This is a genomic window from Amycolatopsis sp. NPDC102389, assembly GCF_044765885.1.
GTDB lineage: Bacteria > Actinomycetota > Actinomycetes > Mycobacteriales > Pseudonocardiaceae > Amycolatopsis.
In genome coordinates this window covers 40,100-62,300 of sequence record NZ_JBIWKX010000045.1, presented here as the reverse complement: position 1 = coordinate 62,300, position 22,201 = coordinate 40,100, and the positions used below count along the sequence as shown (strand labels likewise).

Here is a 22,201-nt window from a genome sequence, read left to right as displayed (position 1 = left end):
GGGCGGGGGTTGTGTTTTGGGGGTACCCTTTGTGCTGTGGTGCGCCGTTTTTTTTTTGGGGTGGTTTTTTTATTTTTTTGTTTACAACAAAAATAACCCCCCCCGACCCTCCGTGAAACTGCACAGATAGGACATTCGGTCGCCAAGAATGTCCCTTGTGGACACTCAGAGCTGTCACGCACTCCTCGGATCGCCCTTCGTCGCCGGACCGCAGACGAGGTCCGACCGAATCACCAAGAGCGGCACTGACCACCAGTTATACGACTTTGCCGGGACCCTGCGTTAGGCGCGAGGAAGGGGGCCTTCCTGTACCTCGGGCGAGCAGCGGCACCGGTCGAGGGGCCGAAGTCAGAAAGAGGTGCCGCCGTCGGTCCAGTCGGTCTGGGCGAAGTCCTCGTCGTCGACGGGAGCGCGGCGCGGTTTGCGGACCGGTTCCGGTTCCGGCTCTGGGGGAGCGGCGACCGGCTCCTCGGGTTCGGTGGCTTCGAGGGCCTGGGGTTCGGGGGTGCCGTTCGGCCAGACGCAGGGTGAGGTGGCCCCGACGTAGAACTTGCCGAGGTCGTTCGCCTGTACTGACATGTCGAAAGCGTCCGCGTTGTTCCGGACGAACACGTACTGGTCCTTCGGCCGCGAATCCGTCAGCACCGTGAAGTCATGAGCCGACCACCACTGGACGATGGCGTCGAAGTGTTCCGCGAACCGTGCCGGTTCGAGGCCGGTCACCTCATAGGTCGCGGAGATCTCGAAGCGGCCCTGGGGACCGTCGTCGGTGGGGTCGGTGCATTCCGACCGGTGCTGGGTGAACGGTTTCCGGTCCGCCGAACCGGGCAGCACGGCGACCACGGCCTCGATGTACTGCTCGACCTTGTCCTTCGCCTCGTGTTCGGTGATGGTCGGTTTCATGGCGTCTCCACCTCCGGGGGAACAAGCGGACAAGAGCACGAGCAGGGTGGTCAGAAGCGGGGATCTCACGAGGCGGGTTTCCCGGCGATGATCAAGCCGAGGTTCCGGAGCGACGGGTTGTTGTCTTCCCAGTATTCGCTGTGCGCCTCCGTGCTGTATCCGCCCCAGCCGTCCGTGCCCGGAGCCGAGGTGAACACCTGCCCGCCGAAGTCCGCGTCGGCCGGGTCCTGCCCGAGGATCGGGTCGTATCCGGCGATCTCGAGGTTCGCCAGGTTGATCATGTCGTGCTCGGCCACCGTCGCGTGCACGTGTTTGCCGATCTCGTCCTGATTCACCCCGTCGAGATGCAGTCCGCTCACGTCGTGCGCGCCGACGCCGGGACTCGCCACGAAGACCAGTTCGTCCGCGGCGAGACCGCCGTCGCCGGCCGCGTGCCCGACGACGGTGGTGCCGTAGCTGTGTCCCATCACCGTGTTGTGCGAGGGCGGTCCCTGGTGCGTTTCCCGCAGCCCGTCTTGGAATTGGGCGAGGGCCGCCTTGCCGCCGTCGGCGTACTCGGCGCTCGCGGCGTCCTTGATCTCGTTCGGTGCGTCGTAGCCGAGCCAGGTGATCACGGCCGTCGAGGGAGAGCCCGAGGTGGTCGCCGCGGCCCACATCTTGTCGGACCGGTTGAGATCGCCGCCGATCTTCGACAGCTCCGAACCGGTCCCCGGCACGTACGTCGCCACATTCACCGCGGTGTCGGGATTCCCCGCGGAAACGATCGCCTTCCCGTCGCCGCCGGTGTCCAGCCCGAGCAGGTACGCCCGCGGCTCCGTCTGGGCCAGCCGCCGTTCGATGGCTTCCAGGCCTTTGAGTTTGGGATCCCCTTGGAGCCGCGCGATCTCGCGGGCGAGGACGGCGCGGTTGGCGGCGTCGCGGTCGGCCGCCGGAAGACCGTCGAGATTGCCGATGAGTCCCGGATTTCCTTGCAGCAGAGCGACTTTCGCCGTGTCCGACAGGCTCGCCCACCATGCCTTGTTGTCGCCGGGGGTGCCGTTCTCGGGTGGGCCGATGATCGACAGGCCGCTCTGCGCGGCTCCGGCGTCGGCCGCCTGAGCGAGGGTGCTGCCACCCTGTTCGGTGATCTCGCCACGAAGTGCCCGGCGCAGGATCTCGGCGAAATCGGCGTCGACGTCGGCCGCGCGGCGCAAGCCCTGCTCGACCCTGTCGGCCAGTTCCGCCATCACTCGCGGTTGATCGGGCGAGGGAGCACCCGAAGGCGTGATCTCGCCACCGGGACCGATGGCCAGCCCGTTCCGCCGCGCCAGTTCGTCGGTCTCGCGCACGAACGCGACGATCCGGTCCAGCGCGATCTGCACCTCGTGCGCGCCTCGCCGGACCGCCGATGCCTCGGCGACGAGCCGCTCCAGGGTGGAGATCAGCGATTCGCCCCGCGTCGTCGCGGCGGTGGCCGCGTCGCCGGTCCAGCCCGTGAATCGAGCCATGGCTTCGACGTCGTCGTTCGCGGCGACGATCCGGGTGCAGCCGTCGTTGAGCGCGTCGGCGACCCGGCCGATCGCGGCCGGATCCCACCGGCGTACGTCTCCCCAGGTGAGCATCAGACGGGGAGTTCCCGTGACGCCGCCAGCTCGTTGGCGCGGTAGTGGACGGCCGCCGCGTCGAGCCGTTCGGCGTAGTCCGCGGTGTTGCCTGCCCAGCCCGGCACCGCGCGGCCCCACGCGTCGGCGAGCAGCCGCGCCGCTTCACCGGATACGCCGCCCGGCAGGCCCGCCGCGACGTCCGCGAGCGTGGCCGCGAGGTCCACCTTCCCGACGTCGTCCGAAGCGCGTTTCGCCGCGCTCGATGCCGCGCCGATCGATTCCAGGACCACCTCGTACCCGCCGGTCATCCCGCTTCCTCCCCGTAGCGTGACGCTGTGTGACCACACTACGACGCGGGAGGCGGGTTCGCGGTTCCCTTCACCCGTCCTTGAAGAGCCCGTCGGCGATATAACGCGAAACGGTGGCGAGCCGTCGCCCCTGCAGCCGGAGGGCGTCCAGGGCGAGATCGTCGGGTTCGGCGGACTTGCGCGAGACGAACGAGCCGCCGTACGGATTGCCTGATTCGAGCAGGTGAGGGTCGGTGTAGCCGAGCGGCAGGACGATGGCGCCCCAGTGGTAGAAGATGTTGTTCGTCGCCAGCACGGTCGATTCGAGCCCGCCGTGCGCGGTGGACGCGGTGGTGAACGACGTCGCGACCTTGTTCACGAGCTTTCCCTTGGCCCACAGGCCGCCGGTACTGTCCAAAAAGGACTTCAGCTGGGCGGCCGGGCCGCCGAACCGGGTCGGGCTCCCGGCCGCGAAACCGTCGGCCCACTCCAGGTCTTCCAGCGTCGCCGTCTCGTGGTGCGGCCCCGCGTCCACCCACGCCTGCCAGCGTGGATTGCTCGCCACCGCGCCGGGCGGGGCGGTTTCGGGAACCGTGCGGACACGGACTTCGGCTTCGGCGTCGCGGGCGCCGTCGGCCAGCGCCGACGCCAGTTTCGCGGTGTTGCCGGTCGCGCTGTAGTAGACGACGAGGATGCGGGGGCTCACGTCCGCCGACCCTAGGCGAACGCGAGCCCCCGTCTCAGGATCCGGAACTCAGTACTTCTTCCAGGGACTGACGGTGTCGGTCGGCCGCGTCGGGTCGTGGAAGCGCGGCTTGTCGAGTTCGTCGCGGCGCAACGGGACCAGGCCGTCGGTGATCGCCTGCATGATCTTGGCGTGCGCGCGGACGCCGGCGCCCGGCCGCTCCGGCTCGACCTCCGACAGGTCCACCGGCTCGCCGAAGTGCACCCGGAACCGCGGGCGCCGCACGGGCGCGCTCAGCCCGGACTTGGCGAGCGGCACCAGATCGGCGGGACCGTTGACGGTCTCCGTCCCCCAATAGACGGCTTCGTGCGCGCCCCACTGGCTGATCGGGATCACCGGCACCCCGGCGGCCAGCGCGAGCCGCGCCGCGCCGGTCTTGCCCCGCTCCGGCCACAGGCCCGGATCGTGGCTGATCCGGCCCTCGGGGTAGACGATCAGCGGGTCACGGGTGGTCCGCAGGGCTTCGGTGGCTTCGGCGAACTGGCCGATGGCCGTCGACGCCTGTTTGCGGTCGACCCGCAGGTGCCCGCTGACCCGCAGCGCGGGGCCGATGACCGGCGCGTCGAGAATGCCGCCCGCCAGCATGAACCGCGGGTTGATGCCGATCCGTTTACAGGCCGCCATCAGCACGAACGCGTCGAACACGCCGATGTGGTTGGCCGTCATGAGCAAGGGCTTGCGGCGCAGTTCCGCCGAAACACCGCCGGTCACGGTGAGTTTGCCGACGAAGTTGACCAGCCCCCGGTCGATGTTCAGCATCGTGCGCCAGATGGCCGGGGCGCGGCGAGCCGAATTCTCATCCTGATGCAGCGCGAACATGGGGCAGAGCATGTCATGAACCCCTTTTCACCCGGATGGCCGCTCAAGCTGTGACCTGAGACGAATGTTCCGGATGTGCTCCGAGTGGCAGCCGGGGCTGGAGGGTCGAGGCGGTTACCGTGGAGACATGGCTAGCGGGTCGACGACCAGGAAGCGGAGTACGGCGCGAAGCGGCGGCAGCAAGGGGCCGGCGCGAAAGCCGCGTACCCCGGCGAAGCCCAGGTCAACGACTGCGAGGAAGCCCGCTCCACGGCGTCCGGCGCCTCGGAAGCGCTCGTCCGGCACGTTCGCCAAGGGCGTGCGCGGCACCTGGAACCTGCTCGCGAAGGGCCTCGGCACCCTCGCGCGGACGGTCGGCCGCGGCCGCGAACTGGAACCCGAGCATCGTCGCGACGGTCTCGCCCTCGGTCTCATCGCGCTGGCGCTGGTGATCGCGTTCGGCGTCTGGTGGCGGGCCGCGGGCCCGATCGGCGGCTGGGTGGAGGTCGGAGCCCGTTCGCTGCTGGGCGCCGGAGCGGTGACGCTCCCGCTGGTGCTCACCGTGGTGGCCGTCGCGTTGATGCGGTCTGAACCGGTGCCCGAGGCCCGGCCGCGGATGGTCATCGGCACTCTGTTGGTGGTCCTGGCGGTGCTCGGCCTGCTGCACATCTTCACCGCGCTGCCCGAGACGAACGACGGCCGGATGTACGCCGGCGGGGTGATCGGCGCGTTCTCCGGCGGCCTGCTGACCATGGGGGTCACCACGTGGGTCGCGGTGCCGCTGCTGGTGCTGGCGCTGCTGTTCGGCACGCTCGTGTTCACCGGGACCCCGGTCCGGGAGATCCCGCACCGCCTGCGCAACTGGGGTCTCGATCCCGAGGAGATCGAGGAGGCCGAGGCCGAACGCCAGGCCATCCACCAGGAACGCGACGCCGTCACCGAAGCCGACCCGAAGTCGGTCCGCCTGCGGAAGCCGTCGCGGCGGCGCCAGGCCTCGGCCGACCACGAGGGCGAGCAACTCGACATCGAGGCCGCGCTGGCCGAGGCGCCGACGCCGCTGCGCCCGCCGAAGCCCGCACCCAAGCCCGTTGAAGAGAAGAAGCCGAAGAAGGCCGAGCCTCCGCTGGCGGTCACGAGGACCGTCGAGGGCGATTACAAGCTTCCGCCGCCGGACCTGCTGAAGCTCGGCGACGCGCCGAAATCCCGCAGCAAGGCCAACGACGCCATGATCGAGGCGATCACCGGCGTGCTGGAGCAGTTCAACGTCGACGCGCAGGTCACCGGCTTCACGCGGGGACCGACGGTCACCCGGTACGAGGTCGAACTCGGCCCCGGCGTGAAGGTCGAGAAGATCACCGCGCTGACCAAGAACATCGCCTACGCGGTGGCGACCGACAACGTCCGGCTGCTGGCGCCGATCCCCGGCAAATCCGCGGTCGGCATCGAGGTGCCGAACTCCGACCGCGAGATGGTGCGCCTCGGCGACGTGCTGCGCGCGCCGTCGACGGTCAAGGACAACCACCCGATGGTCATCGGGCTCGGCAAGGACATCGAAGGCCATTTCGTCACCGCGAACCTGACGAAGATGCCGCACCTGCTGGTGGCGGGGTCCACCGGTTCCGGTAAGTCGAGCTTCGTGAACTCGATGCTGGTGTCGCTGCTCGCGCGGTCGACGCCGGACGAATGCCGGATGATCCTGATCGACCCGAAGATGGTCGAGCTGACCCCGTACGAGGGCATCCCGCACCTGATCACGCCCATCATCACCCAGCCGAAGAAGGCCGCCGCCGCGCTGGCCTGGCTGGTGGAGGAGATGGAGCAGCGGTATCAGGACATGCAGGTCAACAAGGTCCGGCACATCGACGACTACAACAAGAAGGTGCGCTCGGGCGAGATCACCGCGCCGCCGGGCAGCGAGCGCGTCTACCAGCCGTACCCGTACATCATGGCGATCGTCGACGAGCTCGCCGACCTCATGATGACCGCTCCGCGCGACGTCGAGGACGCGATCGTCCGGATCACCCAGAAGGCGCGTGCCGCCGGTATCCACCTGGTCCTGGCGACCCAGCGCCCGTCGGTCGACGTCGTGACCGGCTTGATCAAGACCAACGTGCCGTCGCGGCTGGCGTTCGCGACGTCGTCGCTCACCGACTCGCGGGTCATCCTCGACCAGCCGGGCGCGGAGAAGCTCATCGGTATGGGTGACGCGCTGTACCTGCCGATGGGCGCCGGGAAACCGGTCCGCATCCAGGGCGCCTTCGTCGGCGACGAAGAGATCTCCGCGGTGGTGAACTTCGCCAAGGAGCAGGCGCAACCGGACTACCAGGACGGCGTCACCGCGGCGAAGGCGGGCGAAAAGAAGGAAATCGACTCCGACATCGGCGACGACCTCGACGTCCTGTTGCAGGCCGCCGAGCTGATCGTCACCTCGCAGTTCGGCTCGACGTCGATGCTGCAGCGGAAGCTGCGGGTCGGCTTCGCCAAGGCCGGGCGCCTGATGGACCTGCTGGAAAGCCGGGGTGTCGTCGGTCCTTCGGAGGGCTCGAAGGCGCGGGACGTGCTGATCAAGCCGGAGGAGCTGGAGTCGGTGCTGTTCATGATCCGCGGCGGTGGGGACGCGAACGGCGGGGACGTCTCCGACGACTGAACCGAACCTGGATGATGCTTCAGGCCGTTCTGTGCGGTTTACTGGCACAGAACGGCCTGAAACTTTGTCAGGGAGGTGGTCAGGATGCTGCGAAGCTTCCGGTTGGGCAATCATCGCTCGTTCCGAGACGAGCAGGAGCTGCTCCTGATGCCCGCTTTGCCGGGTGACGACCGCCCGGTGGTGCCGGTGGCGGCCATCTACGGGGCGAATGCCTCCGGCAAGTCGAACCTGCTCGATGGGCTCTTCACCATGAGGTCCCTGGTGGAGGGTTACTGGAGCCTTCTCCACAAGAGCCATTTCCGGCTCGGTTCTGACGGCGGCAGACGCCCGTCGACGTATGTCGTGGAGTTGATGCTCGACGGCATCCGGCACACCTACGGATTCCGGATCGACGGTGAGACCGCGGCCGACCGGGTGGCGGAGGAATGGCTCTACACCTACCCGGAGAAGCGGCGGCGGGTCGTCTTCGAACGGACGGGTGGCAGCGTCCGATTCGGGAGTACGACGGCGGACCTCAAGAGCAAATTCGCCGTGCTGGAGGAGTTGATCCAGCCGAACGCCCTGTTGCTCAGCGTTTGCGACCGTCTGCAATTGGGCCCGCTGGTCCCGGTCTATCGCTGGTTCAAGCAAGAACTGCGGGTCTGGCTTAGGAACCAGCAGTGGGAACCGCTCGAGGTGCAGCGCAGAGTCACCGAGTTCATCGACGTGGACCCGGAGAACCGCGAGCGGTTGATCGCCTTGCTGCGAGCCGCCGACACCGGGATCACCGACATGGTCGTCTGGCAGGAGAAGGGCAGCGACCAGCGGTCGGTGCGACTCCAGCACGGACCGGCCGCCGAGCCCTTCAGTCTGTTCGACGAATCGGCCGGGACCAACAATTGGCTCGGGCTGCTGCCGACCGTGTTGACCGTGCTCGACAACGGGTGGGCCTTCGTCGTCGACGAGATCGACACCAGTCTCCATCCCAAGCTCGTGGCGGAGCTGATCGGTTTGTTCCGTGATCAGGACATCAATCGCCGCGGCGCCCAGCTCGTCTTCACCACCCACGACACGAGTCTCCTGGGCACCATGCTCGGCGACAACGTGCTGGATCGCGACCAGATCTGGTTCGTCGACAAGAACGCCGAAGGGGCCAGCGAGCTCTATCCGCTCACCGACTTCAAGCCGCGCAAGGACCAGAACACCGAGCGCCGCTATCTCGCCGGTAGCTACGGGGCTGTTCCTGTGCTCGGTGACTTCGCCGAGGCAGTGCTGGGCAGATGAGTCGCAGGGAGAACAGTGGCCGGAGGCGGCCGGCGTTCCGTGAACAGCGAACTTCGGTACTCGTCGTCTGCGGTGCCGAGGCCACGGAGCCCGCGTACTTCGAAGGGCTCAAGCGTGCTCGTCGCAACCCAGCCGTCACGATCAAGATCAAAGCGAAGCGCGGCGACCCGGACTCGGTGGTCAAGTACGCGGCGGGAATGCGCGATCGTGCGGAGGGAACGCACGACGAGGTGTGGTGCGTCGTCGACGTCGACGAGTTCGACCTCGACAAGGCCGCGGCGACGGCCCGCAGGCTCCGGATCAATCTGGCGATCTCGAACCCCTGCTTCGAGTTCTGGTTGCTCCTGCATTTCGAGGCCTGTTCGGCGCCGCTGGCGTGCTACGGCGACGTCGCGAAACGCCTGGTCAAGCACGTGCCGGGATTCAGCAAGTCGGCGTTGCGGTTCGCGGACTACGAGAGCGGGATCGAACCGGCGGTTCTGCGCGCGAAGAAGCACGAAGTCGAGTTGGGCTCCGAGCACGGCCGGAACCCGTCGACCGGCGTCTGGGCCTTGGTCGAAAAGATCAACTGAAGACCGATGCAACGGACCGGAGCCTCCGTTACGTCTCTAGCCCGTGGACCTCAAGAAGCTGCTCGTCGTCCTCTGCGCCCTGGTCGGCCTCGCCTGCGGAGCCGGCAGCTCCGCCGCGCGTGAACAACCCGCGGCGCCCCTGCCCACGCCGGCCCAGCCCACACTGGCCCAGCCCGCGCCGGTGCAGCGGCCTCAGCCTGCTCAAGGCGCCGTCGAGCTGGGGAAGACCGTCGACCTCAAGCTCGGTGAAACGACCGAGGTCGCGTCGAAGGACGTCAGCATTCGCTTCGCTCGCTTGGTGTCCGATTCCCGCTGTGCCCAGGGAATGGTCTGCGTCTGGGAAGGGGAGGCCGTGATCGAGCTGACTTTGGCCGAACCAGGACGCGGTGAGCGGGCGACGGCGGAAGTCGCCTCCACGGGACGTGGGGGCAGGCAGTCCGTCGAGTTCGCCGCCTGCCGGGTGGACCTGGTCGCCGTGAGTTCGGGGGGCGACCAGGTCACCCTGCGGGTGTCGAAGGCTTAAAGCGCGTTTCCCCAGCCGTCGAGGTACGCGACTTCGGACAGCGGCACGCGCGCCGCGGGTTTGAAGTCCGGCACCGTCGTGTAGGCGACCGGCAGCAGCCCGACCTGCGTGACGTCGGCGGGGATGCCGAGGATTTCGGCCGCCTCCGCCTCGTGCGTCAGGTGGTACGTGGTGAGCGTCGAGCCGAGGCCGCGTGACCGCAGCGCCAGCTGGAAGTTCCACACCGCCGGGAAGATCCCGCCGTAGAACGCGGCGTCGGTCGCGTTGTCGCCGCTCGGCCTGCCGGTCAGGCACGGGATGACGAACACGGGCACCCGGTCGATCACGTCGATCAGGTGCTGGCCCGAAGCGAACGCCCGCGCCACGGAGGGTTCGGTGATCGCCTCGCCCAGCGCTTCCGCGTTCGCCGCCAGGTACGCCTTCCCGACCCGCCGGAACAGCTCGGACAGCCGGTCCTTCACGCCCTGATCCCGCACGACGAGCCACCGCCACGCCTGCTGATTGCCCGGTGTGGGCGCCTGCAGCGCGAGCCGCAGGCACTCGTCGAGCACCTCGGGCTCGACCGGCCGGTCCAGGTCGAGCTTGCGGCGGACCGCTCGCGTCGTGCTGAGCAGGTGGTCGGTGACCGAGGTGTCCATATGCCGCCCTTCAGTGATGTGCCGCCAGGAAGCGGTCGATCAGGTCGCTGATCGGCTCGAGATCCTCTTCCAGCGCGAAATGCCCGGTGTCGAAGAAGTGAACCTCCGCCGAGGGAACATCATTCCGGAAGGCTTCGGCCCCCGCCGGGAGGAAGAACGGGTCGTTGCGGTCCCAGACGGCGAGCACGGGCGGCTGGGCTTCCCGCAGCCACGCCTGGAACTTCGGGTACACGGGCGGGTTGTTCCGGTAGTCCCAAAGCAGGTCCTGCATCGCCTCGACGCGGCCGGGACGGTCGAGGAAGTACTGGTCGAGCAGGTAATTCGACGGATCGATGGTCTCCGGGTCGCGAGCGCCTTCGGTGTACTGCCACTTGACCTGCTCTGGCTGGAGGACTTCCGCGAACCCGCGCCGCGCCTCGGTTTCGTCCGTGAGGGAAGCGAAGTCCGGCATCGCCGGGCCGAGCCCTTCGATGTAGGCGTTGCCGTTCTGCGTGATCAGCGCCGTGACCTCGGACGGCCGCGCGACGGCCAGCCGCAGCCCCGCCGGGGCACCGAAATCGAAGACGTAGAGCGCGTATCGCCGCAGTTCCAGGGCGTCCAGGAATTCGCCGACCACGTCGGCGAGCCGGTCGAAGGTGAACGTGAAGCCCTCGGGCGTGACGGTCTGCCCGAATCCGGGCAGATCCGGCGCGATGAGCCGCCACCGGCCGGCGAGCCGGCGCATCAGCCGCACGAACTGATGCGAGGACGTCGGGAAGCCATGCAGCAGAAGCAAAACGGGTGCGTCGGGCGCACCGGCCTCGCGATAGAAGACCTCGACGTCGCCGAGTTTGACGGAGCGGTGCCGGATGGTCGCCATGAACACTCCCTAATGGTTAGAACTGTCTTGAACCATTAGTACCTGATAGTGTCAAGGCATGCTCGATCTGGACTCGCTTCCCGGTGACGATCTCGCGGTGAATCTCGCCGACACGGTGATACTGGCCGTCTCGCCGTCGATCGATCTGCTCGACGAGGGGCACGCCAGGTTCTGGTCGACACAGGCTTCGCTCCTGCCCGAAGGCGCCCGGCCGCCGTCGGCGGAGCAGACGAGGAGGCTGCGTTCGGCGGTCCGTGAGCTGCTGGAAGCGGTCGTGGCCGCGCGGGAGCCCGAGGCGTGGGCGGTCGAGCGGGTGAACGCGGCCGCGGCCGCCGTCCCGACCAGCCCGCGGTTGACCGTCGAAGGCGCGAAGACGTTCTGGCACGGCCAGGACGGGGGCGAAATCGCTCTCGCCGCCGTCGCGGTCGCGGCGATCGATCTCGTGTCCGGGCCGCGCGCGGCTCAGCTGCGACGCTGCGGCGCGCACGACTGCTCGATGCTGTTCGTGGCGGCCAACAGCAGGCGGGTCTGGTGCACGCCGTCCCTGTGCGGCAACCGGGTCCGGGTCGCCCGCCACGCCAAGAAAGGCTAAGGGGGACCATCGCCGCATGCGATGCGGTGAAAGCGCCCTTCAGCGCATCCGATGCGGGGCCTCAGGGCAGCTAGGTGCGGTCCTAGAGATCGTGTTTGCGGTCCTCGCGTCCAGGCGGTCCTTGACGGCGCCGGCGATCCAGTCGGCGAAGGCCTGCTGGGCGATGCTGCGGACGGGCCGGGTGGGCTGACCCGGAGGCGATAGCAAAGGTCCTTTGCTCTCCCCCTCCCGCGACGCCAAAGGTCCCGCTCCCTTTCCGCAGGTCAGCATGCCGGCGATACTTACAGGACAGCGCCTTAGTGGCGAAGGCGCCCTTCACTGCATCCGATGCGGGGAAAGTCCCCTTCAGCTAGAGCTCCAGCAGCATCCGGCTGTTGCCCAAGGTATTCGGCTTCACGTACGGCAGGTCGAGGAACTCCGCGACACCCGGGTCGGCCGAGCGCCGCATCTCCTCGTAGACCTCCTGCGTCACCGGAGTGCCGTCGATCTCGACGAAGCCGTGACCGGCGAAGAAGTGGGTCTCGAAGGTCAGCACGAACAGCCGCTTCAGCCCGATCTCGCGCGCGAAGTCGATCAGCTGCCCCACCAGCGCGTGCCCGATGCCGCGACCGCGAGAGTCCTTGTCGACCGCGATGGTGCGCAGCTCCGCGATGTCTTCCCACAGCACATGGAGCGCGCCGCAGCCGAGCACGTCGTCACCGTCTTCGACCACCCAGAACTCCTGGACGCTCTCGTACAGGGTGACGAGTTCCTTCTCCAGCAGCACCGTCCCGGCGTCGGAGTCGACCAGCGCCTTGATCTTGCGGACGTCCGCGATCCGCGCCCGGCGGACGGTGGGGCGGCGGTGCGGGAGGGGGTCTGAGGGCACGTCCACCATTAAGCCATCCCCGGCGGCAGGCCCGGTCGAAGGCTCGCCCGAGCGAGCGATCGCCGACCCCGCGAACAGGCCAGCTACCCTAAGGCACGTGCCTTCTCCCACCACTGATCCTGTCGCCACCCGTCGCGTTTCCTTGTTGACCCTCGGTTGCGCCCGCAACGAGGTCGATTCCGAGGAACTCGCCGGACGGCTGGCGGCGGGCGGCTGGGAGCTCGCCGCCGAGCCCGAGGACTCCGACGTCGTGGTCGTCAACACCTGCGGCTTCGTCGAGTCCGCCAAGAAGGACTCCGTCGACACGCTGCTCGCGGCGTCCGACACCGGCAAGAAGGTCGTCGCCGTCGGCTGCATGGCCGAGCGCTACGGCAACGAGCTGGCCGAGAGCCTGCCCGAGGCCGACGCGGTTCTGGGCTTCGATCACTACGCGGACCTCGCGGAGCGTCTCGACGACGTCGTGGCCGGCCGCAAGGTCGAGTCCCACACGCCTTCCGACCGCCGCAAGCTGCTGCCGATCAGCCCGGTCCAGCGGCCGACGGCCGCCGAGTCGGTCGAGGTGCCGGGGCACGCGCAGCACGGCTGGGGCCCGCGCGTGCTGCGGACCAGGCTCGACACCTCCCCGGTGGCCGCGCTGAAGATCGCCTCCGGTTGTGACCGCCGTTGCTCGTTCTGCGCGATCCCGTCGTTCCGCGGGTCCTTCGTGTCCCGGCAGCCGGACGAGATCGTCGCCGAGGCGATGTGGCTCGCGGAGAACGGCGTCAAGGAGGTCTTCCTCGTCTCGGAGAACTCCACCTCCTACGGCAAGGACTTCGGCCGTGACGGCGCCCGCGCGCTGGAGCTGCTGGTCCCGCGTCTGGCCGAGGTGCCCGGCATCGAACGCGTCCGCGTCTCGTACCTGCAGCCCGCCGAGACGCGCCCTGGCCTGGTCAAGGCCATCGCGACCACGCCGGGCGTCGCCGACTACTTCGACCTGTCCTTCCAGCACTCCAGCGAGACCGTGCTCCGCCGCATGCGCCGCTTCGGCTCCACGGACTCCTTCCTCGCGCTGTGCGACCAGATCCGGGAGTACTCGCCGAACGCGGGCATCCGCACCAACGTCATCGTCGGCTTCCCCGGCGAGACCGAGGACGACCTCGCCGAGCTGGAGCGCTTCCTGAACGGCGCGCGGCTGGACGCGGTGGGCGTCTTCGGGTACTCGGACGAGGACGGCACCGAGGCGGAGACCTTCGACGGCAAACTCGACGAGTCCGTGGTGGCCGAGCGGGTCGCGCGGATCTCCGCGCTGGTCGAGGAGCTGACCTCGCAGCGCGCCGAAGACCGGATCGGCGACTTCGTCGACGTCCTCATCGAGCAGGCCGAGGACGGCGAGGACCCGATCGGCCGCGCCGCGCACCAGGCCCCCGAGGTCGACGGCGAATGCGTCCTGATCGAGACGGACGACCTGCCCGCGCTGGCGGTGGGTGACTTCGTGCGCTGCGAGGTCGTCGACTCCGAGGGCGTCGACCTGATCGTGCGGCCCGCGCCGCCCGAGGCCGACCGGTGAATGCCGCCCCGAGCGACGCCGGGGCCGGTGAGGGGACGGGCGGTGAGCACGCCAGGGTTCCCGAGGCCACCCCGGTCCCGACCCTGAACCTGGCGAACCTGCTCACGATGTCGCGGCTGGTGCTGGTGCCGCTGTTCGTGATGGCGCTGTTCGCCGGGGACGGGGACGACACGTTCTGGCGCGCGATCGCCACCGCGCTGTTCGCGATCGCGTCGTTCACCGACCAGGTCGACGGCTGGGTCGCGCGCAAATACGGGCTGATCACCGACTTCGGCAAGATCGCCGACCCGATCGCCGACAAGGCGCTGATCGGCGCCGCCCTGATCGGCCTGAGCGTGCTCGGCGAACTGGGCTGGTGGGTCACCATCGTCATCGCGATCCGCGAGCTCGGCGTGACGCTGCTGCGGTTCTGGGTGATCCGGCACGGCGTCATCCCGGCCAGCCGGGGCGGCAAGGCCAAGACGCTCGCGCAGATCGCGGCCATCACCGCGTACCTGCTGCCGTTGCCCGCGTCCGCCGAGCCGGTGCGCTGGGTACTGATGGGGATCGCGCTCGTGCTGACCGTCGTCACCGGGCTCGATTACGTCGTGCGCGCGGTGCGGTTGCGCGCCGCCGGAAGGCGTGCCGCGGGCGCATGAAACCTGAGACCTTGATCACTCACCTGATCGAGCGCGGGGAGACGGTGGCGACGGCCGAGTCGCTGACCGCCGGGCTGGTCTGCGCGACGCTGACCGAGGTCCCCGGATCGAGTGCCGCCGTCCGGGGCGGCCTGATCGTCTACGCCACCGACCTCAAGGCATCGCTGGCCGGAGTCGACGAAGCCCTCCTCGCCGCGCATGGCGCGGTACATCCCGAGGTCGCGGCGCAGTTGGCCGCCGGCGCGAAGGATCGATGCGGCGCCACCTGGGGCCTCGGCCTCACCGGCGTCGCGGGGCCGGCCGGGCAGGACGGCGTGGCACTCGGCACCGTCCACGTCGGTCTCGCCGGGCCGGGCACGCTCACCGTCCGTACGCTGGACTTGAGCGGTGATCGAGCCGCGGTCAGGGCAGGTGCGGTCTCGGGCGCGTTCGCCCTGCTGGGGGAACATCTCGCATGATCGCCGCGTTCGCCCTTGGCGTATTGCCGTGTCAACACCTGCGCCCAGGGCACCGCTCTGGGTAACGTAGGGGGTAGTCAGTCCTGGAAGGGAGGCGCGTGATGACCGTGCTGTTGCGCGAGGCGATCGGCGACCGGCTCCGACACGCCCGCACGAACCAGCGTCGAACGCTGCGGGACATCTCCCGCGCCGCCAGGGTGAGCCTCGGTTACCTGTCCGAGGTCGAGCGCGGGCAGAAGGAGGCGTCCAGCGAGCTGCTGGCGTCCATTTGCGAGGCCCTGGACCTTCCGCTGGGCGAACTCCTGCACAAGGTCGCGGCGGACGTCTCGGCGATGGACAACGTCGAGGTCGCCCCGGTGGACGAGAAGGTCGAAGCGGGCAAGCGGCGCGCTCCGGAGCGGGAGAGCGCCGAGGCGGGCGTCGAAGGTGGCCGCCTGGTGTCCGAGCTGATCGGCAACGACCTGGCCGACCTGCGGATCTCGCCGCCGCCGCGGATGAGTCCCGCGCTGCGGACGACGATCTCCGCACCGAAGATGGTCGCCGCCTAGCAAAGGTCGTGAACGGGAGAGGCCCCAGGCAGTCCGCCTGGGGCCTCTCCCGTCAGTTCGCGGCGTTGTCGAACGTGCCCGCCACGTAGGAGCCGCCCTTGGTGTGCGTGATCACGAGCAGCCGGTTGGCGGCGTTGATCATCGCGACCAGGTAGACCAGCGCGGCGATCTGGTCGTCGTCGTAGTGCTTGCGCACCTGGGCCCAGGTTTCGTCGGAGACACCCTGGTGCGCGTCGGCGAGCCTGGTGCCTTCCTCCGCGAGGGCCAGTGCCGCCTGCTCGGCCTCGGTAACACCGTGGATTCGCGCCAGGCGGCGACCAGGTTGACGCGCACTGCGGGTTCGCCGGCGGCCGCCAGGTCCTTGGCGTGGGCGTCGACGCAGAAACCGCAGCCGTTGAGCTGGCTGGCCCGCAGCGATACCAGCTCTTGGGTGACCTTCGGCAGGGTCGAGCCCTTGATCGCCACACTCACGTTGGCGAAGCGCTTGCCGATCTTGGCGCCGAGCTCGTTGCTGTGCAGATCGAAACGGGAATCCATGATCTGGTTCTCTTTCGTGGTCGTGTGCTGAACCGGACGACCACCAGACACCGGCGGACGGACCGCGCTGACAGGACGAGAACGTGACGTGCGCCACGGCCTCGACGTGTCAGAAATCGACGGGACGCGGCGTCTGGTGGGGACACCTGTCGAAAGGAGCCGTCCATGTCCGACAGCGCCACGGAGGCGTTCGTCGCCCACCGGAACCTGCTGTTCACCGTCGCCTACGAGATGCTCGGTTCGGCCGCCGACGCGGAGGACGTCCTTCAGGAGACGTGGCTGCGCTGGTCCGGAGTCGACCTCGCCACCGTGGAGAACCCGCGGGCCTATCTGGTCCGGATCACCACCCGGCAGGCGCTCGGCAGGCTGCGCACGCTCGGCAGGCGCAAGGAGTCCTACGTCGGGTCTTGGCTGCCCGAACCGCTGCTCACCAGCCCCGACGTGGCCGAAGACGTCGAGCTGGCCGACAGTGTCTCGATGGCGATGCTGCTGGTGCTGGAGACCCTCACGCCGACCGAACGCGCGGTGTTCGTGCTGCGCGAGGTGTTCGACGTGGCCTACGGCGAGATCGCCGAAGCCGTCGGCAAGACCCCGGCCGCGGTCCACCAGATCGCCCACCGGGCCCGGGCGCACGTCGCAGCCCGGCGGCCGCGGGGTGCCGCGTCGCCCGGCGAGACCAAGGATGTGCTCGACGCGTTCCACCGCGCGGTCCGGACCGGTGACCTGCAGGGACTGCTCGACGTGCTGTCCCCGGACGTCGTCTTCCTCGGCGACGGCGGCGGAGTGGTGCAGGCCGTGCTGGAACCCGTGGTGGGGGCCGCGCTGGTCGCGCCGCTGCTGGCCGCGAGCCGTCCGGTGCGGGACGACGCGGCGACGATGCGGCCGGCGCTGGTCAACGGCCATCCCGCGCTGATCCTCCGGCTCGGCGACGAGGTCGACACCGTCATCGCGCTGCGTGTCGACGACGGCCTGATCACCGGGCTCTACGCGGTCCGGAACCCCGAGAAGTTGTCACGCCTGGAACAGGAGACCGCGCTGCGGCGCTGACTCCGGCCGTTTTCACCCACCGTCACCGGCCGGTGAACCCGAAAGGTCGTGGACATCACAGTCAGGGGGATCCCTGAATTCCGTCGGGGTCGCCTGGAACGCGGGACGCCGACCTGACACGATGGAACTCAACGCCGGGGTCGGGACGTTGCAACATCACAGAGGGGACGCCCCACCTCGAGGTAACAGCCCGTGGGATGCGAGAAGGCAGGCGGAGGAGATGGCCAACCCGTTCGTGAAGTTCTGGAAGTACATGATGGCGGCGTTCTCGTCGAAGATCGACGAGCACGCCGACCCGAAGGTACAGATCCAGCAGGCCATCGAGGAGGCGCAGCGCAACCACCAGGCGCTGACCCAGCAGGCCGCCTCGGTGATCGGTAACCAGCGTCAGCTGGAGATGAAGCTGAACCGCCAGCTCGGCGACGTGGAGAAGCTGCAGGCTTCGACCCGCCAGGCGCTGGTGCTCGCCGACGAGGCGCGCGCCAAGGGCGACGAGCAGAAGGCGACCGAGTTCGAGAACGCGGCGGAGAGCTTCGCCGCCCAGCTCGTCACCGCCGAGCAGAGCATCGAGGACCTCAAGACCCTGCACGACCAGTCGCTTCAGGCTGCGGAGCAGGCGAAGAAGGCCGTCGAGCGCAACGCGACCATGCTGCAGCAAAAGCTGGCCGAGCGCACCAAGCTGCTCTCGCAGCTGGAGCAGGCGAAGATGCAGGAGCAGGTCTCCGCTTCGCTGAACCAGATGAGCCAGCTGGCCGCGCCGGGCAACACCCCGTCGCTGGAAGACGTTCGCGACAAGATCGAGAAGCGCTACACCACCGCGCTCGGCTCGGCCGAACTCGCACAGAACTCCGTCCAGGGCCGGATGATGGAGGTCCAGGCCTCCACGACCCAGCTCGCGGGGCACTCGCGGCTGGAGCAGATCCGCGCGTCCATGAAGGGTGACTCCGTCGCTCAGGTGACCGACGGCAAGACCGCCGCCGCGCCGAAGGCGTCGGGCTCCGCGGACATCCAGCGTGAGATCCAGGCACGGGTTCAGGCCGAACAGGGCAAGAACCCCGCCTGACACACCGACTGGAGCCGGTCCCGCATCCCGCGCGGGTGCGGGACCGGTCTCAGCAGAAGACAGGGGAGAGGGCATGGGGCAGGGCAGGCGCAAGGACTTCGGGGAGTTCACCGCCAAGCTTGAGAAGCACATCGAAAAGCTGCCCGACTACGCCCAGCGCGCGCAGGAGAAGCTGCAGCGCTACATCCCGCCCTCCGAGGAGGGTTCTTCGCGGCCCGCTCGGCCGGCGCCGCCCCGGCCGCGCCCGCAGATGCCGCAGATGCCCGCCATGCCGAAGATCTCGCAGCAGCTGACGTCGATGGCCGCGGGGCAGATCCCGGTCGTGGCCGACGCGAAGGCCAAATGGGCGCGCTGGAACGAACCCGCCGCCAAACTGGAGCGACGCAAACGCCGTGCCTCGCGCGCGCTGACGTTCTGGATCCTCCTCACCTTCCTTTGTGGACTGTTCGCCGTCGTCGCGGGCACCGGTCTGCTAAAGGACGGTCAGGCCGACGTCCTCCAGGCCATCGCGGGCGGCGCTTTCGCCGTCATCTTCGGCACCTTCGGGGTCAAGTCGGGGCTGCGGCTGCGGACGCTCAACCGCACCGTGCTGCCCGCCGCTCCCGCCACCCCGCCGCCGCTGCCCCCGGCGCGGTCGGTCGCGCGTGAGCCGATGGAGCGCCTCGCCGAGAGCGAGGCTTCGCTGGCGGAGTTGCTTCGCCAGCTTTCGCAGCCGACGTCGCTCGGCACCATGCCGGTCTCGGAGATCGCCGTCGCGGACGCGCGCACCACCGCCGCCGAAGCGGCGCAGGCCCTGCGCGGGCTGGCGGGCCGGATCCAGGCCATCGAACGCGGCCGTGACGCCGCGCCCGAGCGGGAACGCGGCGCCCTCGACGCCGCCGTCAAGCAACTGCGTGAGCAGCTCGACGACGGCCTCGACGGCTACGGCGGTCTCGTCGCGGCCGCGGGGCACACCGTCGCCGCGAGCTCGGACGGCATGACGTCGTCCAAGGAGTCGCTGTCCGACGCGACCGACAAGCTCGCCGGCCTCGCGATGGCCCTGCGCGAACTTTCCTGAGTTCGGCCGAGTGGGGGGGGGGGGGGGGGGGGGGGGGGGGGGGGGGGGGGTGGGCCGGCCCCCCCCCCCCCCCCCCCCCCCCCCCCCCACCACCTGAGCAGGCGCTTTCCGGGACCATCGTCTCATTCGTCGTCGCTAATACTCCATTGCGTAACGACTCGCTCACTGTGCGATACCGAAACGCTCGCGTAACCCGAATCCGCTGGTGACGGCAACCCGCGATGCCTAACGTTTCTCACATGCACGCAGTGCTCCTCCCAGCTCGGGCCTGAACCCAGCCCGCGTGAGCGGGCGTCCCAGGGTGGCGGACCGGACACAGTGGATCTCGCGCAGTGGTCTTTCTCGTCCCCACCGAGGAAAGGACGCCCAGTGACGACGCTCCCCCCGGAACCAGAGCCGGCCCCCGTCCCGCCTCCCAGCTCCTACCAACGCGTCATAGCCGCCTACGACCGGATATCCGAGGTCGACCGCCCTGACGTCTGGATCACCCTCCGCCCCCTGGAAGACGCCCTCGTGGACGCGAAAGCCGTCGATGAACGGCTTCGCGCGGGTGCGGACCTGCCGCTCGCGGGCACCTTGGTGGCGGTCGCCGACGTGGTCGATGTCGCCGGTCTCTCCTCGGCGGAAGAAGACGGCTGCTGTGTCGGCGCCACCTCCGTGTCCCGGCTGACCGCGGCGGGCGCGGTCGTGATCGGCAAGACCAACTGCGATCGGTTCGGCAGCGACCTCGAACACACCCGCAGCCCCTACGGCGCCGTGAGTGCGGCGCTGAACACCGCCCGCGTCTCCGGGAGCGCGAGCAGCGGCGCGGCCGTCGCCGTCGCGCTCGGCCTCGTCGATCTGGCGGTCGGCACGGACACGGCGGGAGCGGGCCGGGTTCCCGCTTCGCTCAACGGGATCGTCGGCCTGAAACCGACGCTGGGGCTCGTCCCGAAGACCGGCGCCGCGCCGTGCGGCGGGATCGCCCTGTTCGCCCGCAGCCTCACCTTGGGGCAACGCGCGCTGGGACTGATGACCGGTCCCGACGGGATCGACCCGCTCGCCCGCGATTGGCCGCCGGACGTCCGGCTGTCGGCGGGTGACCGGCCGCGGGTGGCGATCCCGGGCTCCGACACGCTCACCGGCCTTTCGCTGCAGTCGCGATCCGCTTTCCTCGGCGCGGTTTCGGCGCTGAGGGCGTCCGGGGCGCTCGTGGAGACCGTGGAGGTCTCGGCACTGCTGAAAGTCGGCGAGCTGATCCACGACGACGGCTTCACCGCCGACCGGCAGCGCGTCGCCGAGGCCGGGATGCTCGCGCTCCGGACGCTGTCCGAGTACGACGCCCTGGTGCTCCCGACCGTCGCGGACCACCCCGAGGTCGCCGAGGCGTTGTCCGATCCGGACGGTGTGTCGAAGCGGCTGGAGCGCTTCACGGCGTTCGTCAACCTGCTCGACCTCGCCGCGGTCACGGTGCCGTCGTCGCCGTCGGATCTCGGGCCGTACGGGGTGTCGGTGGTGGTGCGGCCGTTCGACGACCAGGTCGCCATCGACCTCGCCGCCGTGCTCACCGACGAACAGGCCGAGTTCCCTTATCCCGCACCGGGTGCGGATCTCGTGGTGTTCGGCGCGCAGCTGCGCGGGCAGCCGTTGAACGGGAGCCTGGTCGCCGCCGGGGCGCGTTTCACGGGCCTGGTCCAGACCGGTGAGGGCTACCGGATGCTGTTGCTGCCCACCGATCCGCCCCAGCCTGGGGTGGTGCCGGTGAGCGCCACGGGCGAGCACACGATGCTTTCGGGTGAACGCTGGCGGCTCTCGCCCGCCGCTCTCGGTGCCTTCGCGGCCACGCTGCCCGCCCCGTTCGTCCTGGGCCGGATCCGGCTGGAGAACGGGGAAACGCCGCTGGCGGTCCTGTGCGACCAGGCCGCCACGGCGACCGCGACGGAGCTGACGCGATACCAGTGCTGGCGTGCCTACCTGAGGTTCGTCAGTACGGCCGGGCCGCGAGACCTCGGGCGACCCGCTTGACCAGACCGGGGCCGTGCAGGGCGAAACCGGTGTAGAGCTGGACGAGACCGGCGCCGGCGTCGAGCATCCGGGCGGCGGCGCCGGCGTCGAAGATCCCGCCGACGCCGATGATCGGCAGCTTGCCGCCGGTCTCGTCGTGCACGAACCGCACCACCTCGACCGAGCGCGCGGTGAGCGGGCGGCCGGACAACCCGCCCGCCTGCTCGCCGATCGCGGCTTCGGGCGGGGCGATCCCTTCGCGGGACAGCGTCGTGTTGGTCGCGATCAGCCCGGCGACCCCGTGTTCGAGGCAGACCTCCAGCAGTTCCGCGAGCGCTTCGTCGGTGAGATCGGGGGCGACCTTCACCAGCACCGGCGTCGGCTTCGCGTCGCCGGCGAGCTCGGTCGAGGTCTTCCGCAGCTCGCCGAGCAGTTCGGCCAGCGCGGACTTGTCCTGCAGCGCCCGCAGCCCCGGCGTGTTCGGGGAGCTGACGTTGATCGCGAAGTAGTCGGCGTACGGGTACAAGGCCCGCAGCGAGAACCGATAGTCCTCGACGGCTTCGCCAAGCGGCGTCACCTTGGACTTGCCGATGCTGACGCCGAGCGGCACCGGCGGTTTCCCGGTCGCGGCGAGGCGGGCGGCGAGCGCTTCCGCGCCTTCGTTGTTGAAGCCCATCCGGTTGATCACCGCGTCGGTCTCGGCGAGGGTGAACAGCCGCGGTTTGTCGTTGCCCGGCTGCGGATACCGGGTGACCGTGCCGACCTCGACGAAGCCGAAGCCGAGCGCGGGCCAGGCGTGCAGCGCGCGGCCGTTCTTGTCCATCCCGGCGGCGAGGCCGACCCGGTTCGGGAAGCGCAGGCCGAGGAAGGTGACCGGATCGTCCGTCCGGTAGACGCGGCCGAGCGCGGCGAGCGCGGGGGAGACCCGGCTCAGCCTGGCGAGCGCGCCGATGGTGCGTTCGTGCACGGTTTCGGGGTCGCTGCCGGAGACCCGGTAGAGAGCGGGGCGGACGATCTTGTCGAAGAGCACGGCCCCATCATGCCTG

22 protein-coding genes and 1 pseudogene are annotated in these 22,201 nt (G+C 69.3%); 13 read left to right on the top strand and 10 right to left on the bottom strand.

What is annotated here, in order from left to right; translation table 11 throughout:
- Positions 1-348: 348 nt before the first annotated feature.
- From ACIRGA_RS30445 to ACIRGA_RS30425, 5 genes are all read right to left on the bottom strand, one after another.
- On the bottom strand, positions 349-903 hold the full coding sequence (locus ACIRGA_RS30445; RefSeq protein WP_400947361.1) for a hypothetical protein: 555 nt from the start codon (positions 901-903) through the stop codon (positions 349-351).
- 65 nt (positions 904-968) lie between these two features.
- Positions 969-2,504, bottom strand: coding sequence for an alpha/beta hydrolase (locus tag ACIRGA_RS30440; protein WP_400947359.1), 1,536 nt, complete (start codon positions 2,502-2,504; stop codon positions 969-971).
- The gene (locus ACIRGA_RS30435; RefSeq protein ID WP_400947357.1) at positions 2,504-2,794 is read right to left on the bottom strand and encodes a hypothetical protein; all 291 of its coding nucleotides are present in this window, start codon (positions 2,792-2,794) and stop codon (positions 2,504-2,506) included. Before ACIRGA_RS30435 ends, ACIRGA_RS30440 begins: the two co-directional genes overlap by 1 nt.
- A 70-nt stretch (positions 2,795-2,864) precedes the next feature.
- The gene (wrbA, locus tag ACIRGA_RS30430; protein WP_400947354.1) at positions 2,865-3,479 is read right to left on the bottom strand and encodes an NAD(P)H:quinone oxidoreductase; all 615 of its coding nucleotides are present in this window, start codon (positions 3,477-3,479) and stop codon (positions 2,865-2,867) included.
- Positions 3,480-3,527: 48 nt separating this feature from the next.
- Positions 3,528-4,337, bottom strand: a complete 810-nt coding sequence (locus ACIRGA_RS30425) for a lysophospholipid acyltransferase family protein (RefSeq protein ID WP_400947352.1) — start codon at positions 4,335-4,337, stop codon at positions 3,528-3,530.
- A gap of 298 nt (positions 4,338-4,635) precedes the next feature.
- Here ACIRGA_RS30425 and ACIRGA_RS30420 point away from each other — a divergent pair, with 298 nt between their 5' ends.
- From ACIRGA_RS30420 to ACIRGA_RS30405, 4 genes are all read left to right on the top strand, one after another.
- Positions 4,636-6,963, top strand: a complete 2,328-nt coding sequence (locus ACIRGA_RS30420) for a DNA translocase FtsK (RefSeq protein WP_400947350.1) — start codon at positions 4,636-4,638, stop codon at positions 6,961-6,963.
- A gap of 84 nt (positions 6,964-7,047) precedes the next feature.
- Positions 7,048-8,226, top strand: a complete 1,179-nt coding sequence (locus ACIRGA_RS30415) for an ATP/GTP-binding protein (RefSeq protein ID WP_400947348.1) — start codon at positions 7,048-7,050, stop codon at positions 8,224-8,226.
- Complete coding sequence (locus ACIRGA_RS30410) at positions 8,223-8,798, top strand: RloB family protein (RefSeq protein WP_400947345.1); 576 nt, start codon at positions 8,223-8,225, stop codon at positions 8,796-8,798. The genes ACIRGA_RS30415 and ACIRGA_RS30410 overlap by 4 nt, the downstream gene beginning before the upstream one ends.
- Before the next feature lie 43 nt (positions 8,799-8,841).
- Entirely contained in the window at positions 8,842-9,321 is a 480-nt protein-coding gene (locus tag ACIRGA_RS30405; protein ID WP_400947342.1) for a hypothetical protein, read from the top strand.
- On the opposite strand, the gene ACIRGA_RS30400 is transcribed toward ACIRGA_RS30405, so the two are convergent.
- On the bottom strand, positions 9,318-9,959 hold the full coding sequence (locus tag ACIRGA_RS30400) for a nitroreductase family protein (protein WP_400947340.1): 642 nt from the start codon (positions 9,957-9,959) through the stop codon (positions 9,318-9,320). The genes ACIRGA_RS30405 and ACIRGA_RS30400 overlap by 4 nt on opposite strands.
- Before the next feature lie 10 nt (positions 9,960-9,969).
- Entirely contained in the window at positions 9,970-10,818 is an 849-nt protein-coding gene (locus ACIRGA_RS30395) for an alpha/beta fold hydrolase (RefSeq protein ID WP_400947338.1), read from the bottom strand.
- 58 nt (positions 10,819-10,876) lie between these two features.
- Here ACIRGA_RS30395 and ACIRGA_RS30390 point away from each other — a divergent pair, with 58 nt between their 5' ends.
- Positions 10,877-11,410: a CGNR zinc finger domain-containing protein gene (locus ACIRGA_RS30390; RefSeq protein ID WP_400947335.1), complete on the top strand. Its 534-nt coding sequence runs from the start codon at positions 10,877-10,879 to the stop codon at positions 11,408-11,410.
- Positions 11,411-11,759: 349 nt separating this feature from the next.
- Here ACIRGA_RS30390 and ACIRGA_RS30385 read toward each other — a convergent pair whose 3' ends face one another.
- Positions 11,760-12,287: an amino-acid N-acetyltransferase gene (locus ACIRGA_RS30385; protein ID WP_016332644.1), complete on the bottom strand. Its 528-nt coding sequence runs from the start codon at positions 12,285-12,287 to the stop codon at positions 11,760-11,762.
- A gap of 88 nt (positions 12,288-12,375) precedes the next feature.
- Here ACIRGA_RS30385 and rimO point away from each other — a divergent pair, with 88 nt between their 5' ends.
- From rimO to ACIRGA_RS30365, 4 genes are all read left to right on the top strand, one after another.
- On the top strand, positions 12,376-13,824 hold the full coding sequence (gene rimO, locus ACIRGA_RS30380) for a 30S ribosomal protein S12 methylthiotransferase RimO (protein WP_400947332.1): 1,449 nt from the start codon (positions 12,376-12,378) through the stop codon (positions 13,822-13,824).
- On the top strand, positions 13,821-14,462 hold the full coding sequence (pgsA, locus tag ACIRGA_RS30375; RefSeq protein WP_400947330.1) for a CDP-diacylglycerol--glycerol-3-phosphate 3-phosphatidyltransferase: 642 nt from the start codon (positions 13,821-13,823) through the stop codon (positions 14,460-14,462). The genes rimO and pgsA overlap by 4 nt, the downstream gene beginning before the upstream one ends.
- Entirely contained in the window at positions 14,459-14,920 is a 462-nt protein-coding gene (locus ACIRGA_RS30370; protein WP_400947327.1) for a CinA family protein, read from the top strand. The genes pgsA and ACIRGA_RS30370 overlap by 4 nt, the downstream gene beginning before the upstream one ends.
- 101 nt (positions 14,921-15,021) lie before the next feature.
- Positions 15,022-15,468 carry a helix-turn-helix domain-containing protein gene (locus tag ACIRGA_RS30365; protein ID WP_400947325.1) on the top strand — a complete coding sequence of 149 codons (447 nt, stop codon included), beginning with the start codon at positions 15,022-15,024 and terminating at the stop codon, positions 15,466-15,468.
- Between the two features lie 52 nt (positions 15,469-15,520).
- Here ACIRGA_RS30365 and ACIRGA_RS30360 read toward each other — a convergent pair.
- Positions 15,521-16,005: pseudogene (locus ACIRGA_RS30360) on the bottom strand (carboxymuconolactone decarboxylase family protein).
- Between the two features lie 165 nt (positions 16,006-16,170).
- On the opposite strand from ACIRGA_RS30360, the gene ACIRGA_RS30355 reads away from it, so the two are divergent.
- From ACIRGA_RS30355 to ACIRGA_RS30340, 4 genes are all read left to right on the top strand, one after another.
- A complete protein-coding gene (locus tag ACIRGA_RS30355) occupies positions 16,171-17,052 on the top strand; it encodes an RNA polymerase sigma-70 factor (protein ID WP_400947322.1) in 882 nt (293 codons plus the stop codon).
- A 220-nt stretch (positions 17,053-17,272) separates the two neighbouring features.
- Entirely contained in the window at positions 17,273-18,115 is an 843-nt protein-coding gene (locus ACIRGA_RS30350; protein WP_350581813.1) for a PspA/IM30 family protein, read from the top strand.
- Between the two features lie 73 nt (positions 18,116-18,188).
- Positions 18,189-19,172, top strand: coding sequence for a hypothetical protein (locus ACIRGA_RS30345; protein ID WP_400947320.1), 984 nt, complete (start codon positions 18,189-18,191; stop codon positions 19,170-19,172).
- A gap of 369 nt (positions 19,173-19,541) precedes the next feature.
- On the top strand, positions 19,542-21,176 hold the full coding sequence (locus ACIRGA_RS30340) for an amidase family protein (protein ID WP_400947318.1): 1,635 nt from the start codon (positions 19,542-19,544) through the stop codon (positions 21,174-21,176).
- Here ACIRGA_RS30340 and ACIRGA_RS30335 read toward each other — a convergent pair.
- The gene (locus tag ACIRGA_RS30335; RefSeq protein WP_400947315.1) at positions 21,136-22,185 is read right to left on the bottom strand and encodes a quinone-dependent dihydroorotate dehydrogenase; all 1,050 of its coding nucleotides are present in this window, start codon (positions 22,183-22,185) and stop codon (positions 21,136-21,138) included. The two genes, ACIRGA_RS30340 and ACIRGA_RS30335, sit on opposite strands and share 41 nt — an antisense overlap.
- Positions 22,186-22,201: the final 16 nt, after the last annotated feature.

Excerpts from the sequence above, each read along its gene's own strand:
- ACIRGA_RS30400 (WP_400947340.1), bottom strand. The coding sequence starts at position 9,959 with ATGGACACCTCGGTCACCGACCACCTGCTCAGCACGACGCGAGCGGTC.
- ACIRGA_RS30350 (WP_350581813.1), top strand. The coding sequence starts at position 17,273 with ATGGCCAACCCGTTCGTGAAGTTCTGGAAGTACATGATGGCGGCGTTC.
- ACIRGA_RS30445 (WP_400947361.1), bottom strand. The coding sequence starts at position 903 with ATGAAACCGACCATCACCGAACACGAGGCGAAGGACAAGGTCGAGCAG.
- ACIRGA_RS30415 (WP_400947348.1), top strand. The coding sequence starts at position 7,048 with ATGCTGCGAAGCTTCCGGTTGGGCAATCATCGCTCGTTCCGAGACGAG.
- ACIRGA_RS30435 (WP_400947357.1), bottom strand. The coding sequence starts at position 2,794 with ATGACCGGCGGGTACGAGGTGGTCCTGGAATCGATCGGCGCGGCATCG.
- ACIRGA_RS30390 (WP_400947335.1), top strand. The coding sequence starts at position 10,877 with ATGCTCGATCTGGACTCGCTTCCCGGTGACGATCTCGCGGTGAATCTC.
- ACIRGA_RS30365 (WP_400947325.1), top strand. The coding sequence starts at position 15,022 with ATGACCGTGCTGTTGCGCGAGGCGATCGGCGACCGGCTCCGACACGCC.
- ACIRGA_RS30440 (WP_400947359.1), bottom strand. The coding sequence starts at position 2,504 with ATGCTCACCTGGGGAGACGTACGCCGGTGGGATCCGGCCGCGATCGGC.
- ACIRGA_RS30385 (WP_016332644.1), bottom strand. The coding sequence starts at position 12,287 with ATGGTGGACGTGCCCTCAGACCCCCTCCCGCACCGCCGCCCCACCGTC.
- ACIRGA_RS30370 (WP_400947327.1), top strand. The coding sequence starts at position 14,459 with ATGAAACCTGAGACCTTGATCACTCACCTGATCGAGCGCGGGGAGACG.
- ACIRGA_RS30355 (WP_400947322.1), top strand. The coding sequence starts at position 16,171 with ATGTCCGACAGCGCCACGGAGGCGTTCGTCGCCCACCGGAACCTGCTG.
- ACIRGA_RS30425 (WP_400947352.1), bottom strand. The coding sequence starts at position 4,337 with ATGTTCGCGCTGCATCAGGATGAGAATTCGGCTCGCCGCGCCCCGGCC.
- ACIRGA_RS30410 (WP_400947345.1), top strand. The coding sequence starts at position 8,223 with ATGAGTCGCAGGGAGAACAGTGGCCGGAGGCGGCCGGCGTTCCGTGAA.
- ACIRGA_RS30395 (WP_400947338.1), bottom strand. The coding sequence starts at position 10,818 with ATGGCGACCATCCGGCACCGCTCCGTCAAACTCGGCGACGTCGAGGTC.
- ACIRGA_RS30345 (WP_400947320.1), top strand. The coding sequence starts at position 18,189 with ATGGGGCAGGGCAGGCGCAAGGACTTCGGGGAGTTCACCGCCAAGCTT.